Here is an 8606-nt window from a genome sequence, read left to right as displayed (position 1 = left end):
GTGCGTGGGTCGGGGGCCTGGTCGGCGGGGCTGGTTCCGGTATCCTGACCGGCGGTCTTCGCCAGCAGGCCGCCGACCGGCGCCGGCGGGGGCCGCCGCCGCGCAGTGTCGTCACCGGGGGCCGGCGGCCGACGAAAGGATGCTTTCGTGCGCAGGTCCATGCCCAACCGGCGGCGTGCTCATCGGCCGCTGCTCACCCTGCTCGCCGCCGTGGCGCTGCTGCTCGGCGTCGGTGCCGTGCCGGCGTACGCCGAGCCCAACGAGGGGGGCAGCAAGAAGCTGCGGGACGCCCTGGAGGCGACCGCCAAGGCGCACATCGAGGCCAAGCGCAAGCTCGACGGCTCCAAGCGCAAGCAGAAGAAGATGGCGACCGAGCTGGCTGACCTGGAGGGCCGGCTGGTCGAGCTGAACGCCCTGGTCGGCGAGGTGGCGGCGCAGTCGTACCGGGTCGGCCGGCTGAGCGCGGCGGCCGTGCTGCTGGACAGCGCCACCCCGGAGGCGTTCGTGCAGCGGGCCGCCAGCCTCGACATGATGGCGCAGCGGGACGGACGCCGGGTGCGCGAGCTGTCCGAGGCGCGCGAGGCGGCCCGGCAGGCCAAGCTCGCGATCAACGCCGAGGTACGCGAGCAGACCAAGCAGCTCGCCGTGATGGCGAAGAAGAAGAAGGAGGCCGAGGCGGCCCTGGCGGCGGTCAGCTCGGGCAGCAGCGGCGGCTTCAGCGGCGGCAGCTCCACCTCGGCACGGCCGGCACCCCGCAACTCCGACGGCTCCTGGCCGGGCGAGTCCTGCTCGGTGAAGGACCCGACCACCTCCGGCTGCATCACCGCACGCACGTTGCACATGCTCAATCAGACCAAGGCCGCCGGTTACAAGCGATACGTCTCCTGCCACCGCAGCGGCGGCTCAGGCGAGCATCCCAAGGGCCGGGCCTGCGACTTCGCGGCCGCCACGAACGGGTTCGAGGACCGTACGGCCACCGGCGGCGACAAGGCGTACGGGGACAACCTGGCTGCCTGGCACGTGCGCAACGCGGACCGGCTCGGTGTGCTCTACGTGATCTGGTACCGACAGATCTGGCACCCGGGTACCGGCTGGCGGGCGTACGGCGGCAGCGGCAGTCCGGCAGCGGATCACACGAACCATGTTCACACTTCGATGTATTGACCCGTCGCCCGTCGACTGCTGCGTACCATCGCCACGGTGAACTCTCCATCGCCTGACCTTGCGGAGCCGGCCGCGCCGTCTTCGTCGGAAGCCCCTCGGGCTCTACCCAACGGGCTCGCCGCGTTCCTGGTCTTCTACTCCAGCGGCGCCGTCCTGGTCCTGGAAACCGCCGCGTTGCGCCTGGTCGGGCCGTACGTCGGGGTCACCCTCCAGGTGACCAGCTCGGTCATCGGCATCGCGCTGGCGGCCATCGCGTACGGGGCGTGGGCGGGCGGCTGGCTGGCCGACCGGCGCAACCCGCGCACCCTGCTGGCACCCGCGCTGGTGCTGTCCGGCATCGCCACCGCGATCACCCTGCCCGCGGTGCGCTACGCCGGGGAGGTCCTGCGCGGCGGTGCGGTCAGCGGCGTCCTGCTGCTGGTCGCGGTCGCCGTGTTCGCCCCGGCGATGCTGCTCTCCGCGGTCAGCCCGCTGGTGATCAAGCTTCAGCTCGCCGACCTGCGCCGGACCGGCCAGGTGGTCGGCCGGCTCTCCGGCATCGGCACGCTGGGCGCAGTCACGGCCACCCTGGTCACCGGCTTCGTGCTGGTCGCCGCCCTGCCCAGCACGGTCATCCTGTTCGGGCTGGCCGCCTCGCTCGGCATCACCGGGATCGCCCTCGGCGTGTATCTGCACCGGCAGGACAAGGCCACTCTTCCCGGCCCGGCCCGGGTCAAGGCGGCCCTGGCGGTGCTCGGTCTGGCCGGCGCCGGGCTGACCATGGTGGCGCCGAATCCGTGCGACGTGGAGACGGCGTACCACTGCGCCCGGGTCGCGGCCGACCCCGGCCGGGAGAGCGGGCGGACGCTGCTGCTCAACTCGGCCCAGCACTCGTACGTGGACCTGGCCGACCCGACCCATCTGGAGTACGCGTACACCCGGTGGATCGGCGCGGTGGCCGACGTAATGGCTCCGGCGGGTCAGCGGCTGGACGCGCTGCACCTGGGCGGCGGCGGGTTCACCGTGCCGCGCTACCTGACCGCCACCCGGCCCGGTACCGACAATCTGGTCTTCGAGATCGACGGTGGGCTGGTCGAGCTGGGGGAGCGGCAGCTCGGCGTACGCCAGGGGCCGGACCTGCGGGCCGTGGTGGGCGACGCCCGGCTGCTGGTGGCCGCCGAGGCGACCGCCAGCCGGGACTTCGTGGTGGGCGACGCGTTCGGGCACCTGGTGGTGCCCTGGCACCTGGCCACCCGGGAGATGGCCGCCGAGATCGGGCGGGTCACCCGGCCCACCGGGGTGTACGTGCAGAACGTCATCGACTACCCGCCGCTGCGGTTCATCCGCAGTGAGGTGGCCACCGTCGCCGCCGAGTTCCGGCATGTCGCGTTGATCGCGCCGCCAGAGGCACTGGCCGGTGAGCGGGGAGCCAACTTCCTCATCGTGGCCTCCGACGCGCCGCTGCCGCTGGCGGCGGTGCGGGCCCGGTTGGACGCCGACAACGAGCCGGCCAGCCTGCTCTCCGGCGGTGATCTGACGGATTTCGTCGGTGACGCGCTGGTGCTGACCGACGACTACGCCCCGGTGGACCAACTGCTCGCCACCGCCTGATCGGGTGACTTTGCTGACCGAATCCGACCAGAAAGGTGTAGCAGGGTTCGCGTCGGGCAACAACGCCGACCATGGGTGGTGGGGTAGGCAAGGGTGCACAACTGCTCGGTGAGCGGTACCGGCTGATCGAGCAGCTCGGCACGGGCGGGATGTCGGTGGTCTGGCGCGGCTACGACGAGGTGCTCGGCCGCCAGGTCGCGGTCAAGGTGCTCGCCTCCCGGCTGGCCAGCGACCGGGCGTTCCGGCACCGGATCCGGATCGAGGCCCAGGCCGCCGCCCGGCTCTGCCACCCCAACATCACCAACGTGTACGACTACGGCGAGTCCGAGCAGGCCGGGTTGACCGTGCCGTACGTGGTGATGGAGCTGATCGACGGCGGCCCGCTGACCACGCGGCTCGGTCCCGACCGTGGCCTGCCCTGGCGGGAGGCGGTGACGGTGGCCGCGGAGGTCGCCGCCGCGTTGGCCACCGCGCACGCCCGTGGCGTGGTGCACCGCGACGTCACACCCGGCAACGTGATGCTCACCTCGACCGGGGTGAAGATGGTCGACTTCGGCATCTCGGCGCTGGTCGGGGAGAGCGAGAAGGGGCCGGACGGCACCCTGCTCGGCACCCCGGCCTACCTCGCTCCGGAACGGCTCGACAACGGCCAGGTCAGTCCGGCCACCGACGTGTACGCGGTCGGCCTGCTGCTGTACCGGATGCTCACCGGGCGGCTGCCCTGGCGGGCCGACACCACCGCGGAGATGCTGCGGGCGCACATGTACCGCAAGCCGGAGCCGATGCCGCCGGTGCCGGGACTGCCCGAGCAGGTCGCCGACCTGGTCCACCGTTGCCTGGCGAAACTGCCGGCGGACCGGCCGGCCACTGCCGAGCTGGCGCGGACCCTCGGCGAGGCGGCCGGGAAGGTGCCGGCGGTGCCGGTGCGCGCCGCCGACGGACGAGCCGACCCGATCCTGCTGGCCAGCGTGGGCACCACGATCCTGCCCTGGTCGACCGCGACCGACGCGCTGCCGCTCGTGGGCCTGCGTACCCGTCGCAGGCTGGACCGCCGACGCCGGGCCGAGGCGGGGTTGGCCGCCGCCGCGCTGATGGCCGTGACGGCGGCGGTCTGGGGCGTCACCTCGCACCGCCCGGCCAGCGGGGGCATCGACCAGCCGGCCCAGGCCCGGATGGGCGGTGACCAGCGGATCCCCTGCCAGGTCACGTACGCGCTGCGCAAGGACTCCGGCAAGGAATTCACCGCCGAGTTGAGCCTGACCAACACCGGTGACCGGGAGCTGCGCGACTGGACAATGCGATTCGCCTTCCCCAGCCATCAGACGGTCACCGGCGCGACCCCCGCACCGGTACGCCAGCAGGGGCGGGCGGTCGCCGTGCAGCCGGCCCCGCAGCGCCCGACGCTGGCGCCGGGCGCCACCGAGAAGGTGAGTCTGACCGGGACGTACACCGGGGCAAATCCGTTGCCGGTGGAGTTCCGGGTCGGCGACGCGGTCTGCGGGGTGCAGGTCTCCGGCATCGCCGGATCCGCACCGAGCGCCAAGCCGACGCCCACCAAGCCGGTGAAGGCCGCGGCCGGCAAGGCCGGCTCGGGGGGCGCCGGTGGAACGAAGACCAAGCCGGGGAAGGGGAAGGGGAAGGCGGTGGGGAAGGACGTCAAGCCGGGCAAGGACAAGCCCAAGCCCAAGCCGGCCGACCCCGGTAAGGGGCCGAAGAAGGGAGCGTAGACCCGGCAGCGGTCAGGAGAGTGCGGAGAAGGTCTGGATCTCGTCGATGGTCCCCTCGACGATGAGCGTGCTCTCCCGGCGGAGTTCCAACCTGTCGGAGACGTAGCGGAACCGCTGTTCGTCCGGTGGCTTGATCCCGATTACGCGTACGCCGTAGCGGTCCAACAATTGCAGTTCGCTCATCGTCTGACCGGCCAGCGCTTCCGGCACCCGCATCTTGGCGATGGCGAAGGCGTCGCCGAACTCCACGAAGTCGAGCAGGTTGCTGACGATCAGGTGGGCCACCCGTTCGCCGGTCTCCCGCTCGGGAAAGATCACATGGTGGGCGCCGACCGAGGACAGGATCTTCGCGTGCTGCCCGGAGGTCGCTCGGGCCCAGATCTGCGGCACCCCGAGCTCGACCAGCGCGAGTACGCTCAGCACGCTGCCCTCCACCGAGGCGCCGATGGCGACCACCGCGCGGCGGAGATCCGCCACCCCGAGCTGTCGTAGTGCCGCCTCGTCGGTGCCGTCGGCCTGCGCGACCCGGTCGAGCTGGCCCGACCACTTCTGCACGTGTTCGGCGTTGCGGTCGACGGCCAGCACGTCGTGGCCGAGCTTGACCAGCGAGTCGGTGAGATGCCAACCGAAGCGCCCCAGCCCGATCACCACGATGCCTCCCGCTTCCTTGCCCTTAGCCGACAATGGGTTGCTCCTCCGGGTATCGGTACAGCCGTCGTCGGGTGTTCAGGGCGATCGCGGACCCGAGGGTGAGCGGCCCGACCCGGCCGATGTACATCAGTGCGGCAAGCAGCAGCTGCCCGTCTGCGGGCAGCGACGGCGCGAGCCCGACGGACAGTCCCGCGGTGCTGAACGCCGAGGTGACCTCGAACAATGACCGGTAGAAGGCGACCGGTTCGACGGTCAGGATCAGCGTGAACGTGCCGAGGGTCACCACGGCGACGCTGAGCAGGGCGACGGTGATCGCCTGCCGTTGGCTGGACGTGGCCACCCGGCGCTGCCCGACCGTGACGTCCGGCTCGCCGCGCAACTCCGCCCAGATGACGAAGGCGAGCAGGAAGAACGTGGTCACCTTGATCCCGCCGGTGGTGCTCGCGCTGCCGCCGCCGATGAACATCAGGGCGATCAGCACGAAGTAGCTCTCCTCGCGGAACGCGGTGGTAGGGACGACCTCGAAACCGGCGGTCCGGCCGAGGGCCAACTGGCTGAACGCGTCCATGACCTTGCCGGCTACGCCGTGCCGGCCGATGGTCTCCGGGTTGGTCCATTCGGCAATCAGCAGGATCAGGGACCCGGCGACGAGCAGGACGAGAGTGCCCCAGATGGTCAACTTGGTGGCGACTGCCCAGTGGATCGGCCGGCGCCATCCGCGCGCCGCCTCGAACAGCGCCGGAAAGCCGAGGCTGCCGATGATGGCGCCGAGGGTGAGCGGCAGGAGGATCCAGGGGTCGCGGGAGAAGCCGAGCAGGCCGTGCGAGTAGAGGGAGAAGCCGCCGCTGTTGAACGCCTGCACCGAATGAAAGGTGGCCGACCAGAGCGCGTGCCACGGCGGGTAGTCGTAGGCCAGCCAGAGCCGGCCGAAGATGATGACCGTCATCACCGCCTCGCAGGCCAGCACCGTCGCGGCGATGCGCAGCAGCAGGCGGCGTATGTCGCCAGGGCCGTACTCCGCCGACTCGGCCTGCACGAGGAGTCGGTTGCGTAGACCGAGCTGCCGCGACACGGTCAGGATCACCAGCGCGGCGCCGGTCAGGATGCCGAGGCCACCGAGCTGGGTGAACACGGTGATCAACGCCAGGCCGAACCCGGACCAGTAGTGCGGCGTGTCGGTGACCGCCATGCCGGTGACCGAGATCGCCGAGGTGGCGGTGAACAGCGCGGTGACGAACGGAGCGCCCTTCTCCTCCTCGATCGTCGCCAAGGGCAGCATCAGCGCGGCGGTGCCGAACAGGATCGCCACCAGGAAGCCGAGCGGCACCAGCCGTACGGGGTGACGAAGAAACCGGCGCACCAGACAATCTTCCGATTCCCTTCGATTTTCGGGTGCCGAAATCGGAATCCCGAGGATTCACCGGATGGTCAGGTGCGGACCAACTTTCGGTCAGGACGGGGCGGTCTGCTGGGCGGGTTCCATCGATGAGAGGAGACCGCCTTGCGACGTACCCTTTCCGCCTTCGGGGTGTCGGTGGCCCTGCTCGCCGCCGCCGTGGCCACGCCCACCATGGTCGCTGCGGCGAAGCCGGCCGGCGACGCGGACCCGGCCCGGGTGGGCGACCAGCCCGTCGTGATCGGCCACCGGGGTGCCAGCGGCTACCGGCCGGAGCACACCCTGGAGGCGTACCGGCTGGCGATCCGGATGGGCGCCGACTACATCGAGCCGGACCTGGTCGCGACCGCCGACGGGGTGCTGGTCGCCCGGCACGAGAACGAGATCAGCGGTACGACCGACGTGGCGGTCCGGCCCGAGTTCGCCGACCGGCGGGCTACCAAAATCATCGACGGCGTGTCGGTGACCGGCTGGTTCACCGAGGACTTCACCCTGACCGAGCTGCGGACGCTGCGGGCCAAGGAGCGGCTGCCGCAGGTACGGGTGACGAACACCGCCTTCGACGGGCAGTTCCAGGTACCCACCTTCCAGGAGGTGATCGACCTGGCCAGGGCCGAGGGTAAAGCCCGGGGCCGGGTGATCGGCGTGTACCCGGAGACCAAGCACCCGACATACTTCGCCTCGATCGGGCTGCCGCTGGAGGAGCCGCTGGTCGAGGCGCTCCGCCGGGTGGGGTGGACGAAGCGGAACGCACCGGTCGTCATCCAGTCCTTCGAGACGGCCAACCTGCGGAGGTTGGATCGGATGATCGACGTCAGGCTGGTCCAGTTGCTCGACGCCGCCGGCCGCCCGTACGACTTCACCGTCTCCGGCGACACCCGCACCTACCGTGACCTGGCCACCCCCGCCGGCCTCAAGGAGATCGCCCGGTACGCCGACGGGATCGGTGCGCACAAGAACCTGATCGTGCCGCGCGACCCGGCCGGCAAGCTGCTCGCCCCGACCACCCTGGTCCGCGACGCGCACAAGGAGAAACTGATCGTGCATGCCTGGACCTTCCGGGCGGAGAACCAGTTCCTGCCGGTGGACTTCCGCATCGGCACCGACCCGAACGCCCGTGGCGACATCCAGGCCGAATACGAGCTGTTCTACCGCCTGGGTCTCGACGGCGTCTTCACCGACCACCCGGACTCCGCAGTGGCCGCCCGCGCCGCCCTACCCCGCCGCTGACCTTCTCGCTTGTCCGCCGGCCCGTCACCCAGCCCCGGGTGACGGGCCGCTCGCCATGGGCGCTTACCTGGTCAGGCCACGCCGAGGTGGACGCTGCGACGTTGCGACAGTCCGGCGGCCTGCGGCGAGCATCCAGGTGTTCCGCGAAGCGAGCCTCGGCAATCGGGGCAAGATCCACACTCGATCCTGGTTCGAGTGGCCTCAAAGCGTCGATGAGGCCACTCGAACCGGGATCGAGCGCGATCTTGCGGCGTCCATCAGGCCGCAAGCCCATGGACGGTGGTCATGGCCGAGTGCGGCGGACGCCGGTAAGGGTTACCGCTCGGATCGCTCCGCAACGTAGGTGCCGCGGCCGGGTTGACCGGTGATCAACTCGCGGTCGTGCAGCAGTGACATGGCACGGTAGGCGGTGTTCATGTGGACCTGGTACGCCTCGGCCAGTTCCCGAGTGGAGGGAAGCTTGTCGCCGGGCTTGAGCTCGCCGCTCTTGATCTTCGCGGCGATGTCGTTGGCGATGCGGCGGTACGGGGCTTCTGCTGTGGGCATGTGAGGACTCCGGTTGGTTCGGCGCCTCCGATCATGCCGGCCTACACCAGCAACTGCAACAAGTTGTGATGCCGCCGCCACGCAGGGCTCGACCATAGCCAGATACTGGTGTGGGTTGACCCTCGTCCGGCTCCGGTTGGTTCGGCAAGCCTCGGGAGTCGGACTCGAAAGTGGGCTCCGGGGTCGTACCGCCGATCAGGGCTGCGGTCGCGGGGTCGGCGGCCCGGTCGGCACCCCCTTTCCGTCGACCGGGCCGCTTCCAGGCGGCTTGGTCGCCCGGGTTTCGCCGCTGGGTGGGTGGC

7 protein-coding genes are annotated in these 8606 nt (G+C 70.8%); 4 read left to right on the top strand and 3 right to left on the bottom strand.

The genetic code is table 11. The features are described 5' to 3' along the window. Positions 1–159: 159 nt before the first annotated feature. From C1I95_RS29245 to C1I95_RS29235, 3 genes are all read left to right on the top strand, one after another. Entirely contained in the window at positions 160–1164 is a 1005-nt protein-coding gene (locus C1I95_RS29245; RefSeq protein ID WP_111218682.1) for a coiled-coil domain-containing protein, read from the top strand. 36 nt (positions 1165–1200) lie between these two features. Next, positions 1201–2754 carry a fused MFS/spermidine synthase gene (locus C1I95_RS29240; RefSeq protein WP_111218680.1) on the top strand — a complete coding sequence of 518 codons (1554 nt, stop codon included), beginning with the start codon at positions 1201–1203 and terminating at the stop codon, positions 2752–2754. A gap of 71 nt (positions 2755–2825) precedes the next feature. Then, on the top strand, positions 2826–4481 hold the full coding sequence (locus C1I95_RS29235; protein WP_111218678.1) for a serine/threonine-protein kinase: 1656 nt from the start codon (positions 2826–2828) through the stop codon (positions 4479–4481). 12 nt (positions 4482–4493) lie between these two features. Here C1I95_RS29235 and C1I95_RS29230 read toward each other — a convergent pair whose 3' ends face one another. Further along, positions 4494–5165: a potassium channel family protein gene (locus C1I95_RS29230; protein ID WP_111218676.1), complete on the bottom strand. Its 672-nt coding sequence runs from the start codon at positions 5163–5165 to the stop codon at positions 4494–4496. Further along, on the bottom strand, positions 5155–6492 hold the full coding sequence (locus tag C1I95_RS29225) for a TrkH family potassium uptake protein (protein WP_111218674.1): 1338 nt from the start codon (positions 6490–6492) through the stop codon (positions 5155–5157). Before C1I95_RS29225 ends, C1I95_RS29230 begins: the two co-directional genes overlap by 11 nt. 141 nt (positions 6493–6633) lie before the next feature. Here C1I95_RS29225 and C1I95_RS29220 point away from each other — a divergent pair, with 141 nt between their 5' ends. Further along, complete coding sequence (locus tag C1I95_RS29220; protein WP_111218672.1) at positions 6634–7758, top strand: glycerophosphodiester phosphodiesterase; 1125 nt, start codon at positions 6634–6636, stop codon at positions 7756–7758. A 315-nt stretch (positions 7759–8073) separates the two neighbouring features. Here the strand turns inward: C1I95_RS29220 and C1I95_RS29215 are convergent, their stop codons facing one another. Beyond that, the gene (locus tag C1I95_RS29215; RefSeq protein ID WP_111218670.1) at positions 8074–8304 is read right to left on the bottom strand and encodes a GntR family transcriptional regulator; all 231 of its coding nucleotides are present in this window, start codon (positions 8302–8304) and stop codon (positions 8074–8076) included. Positions 8305–8606 lie beyond the last annotated feature (302 nt).

The sequence above is a fragment of the Micromonospora craterilacus genome, assembly GCF_003236315.1.
GTDB lineage: Bacteria > Actinomycetota > Actinomycetes > Mycobacteriales > Micromonosporaceae > Micromonospora > Micromonospora craterilacus.
This window is presented reverse-complemented; position numbering and strand designations above follow the sequence as displayed.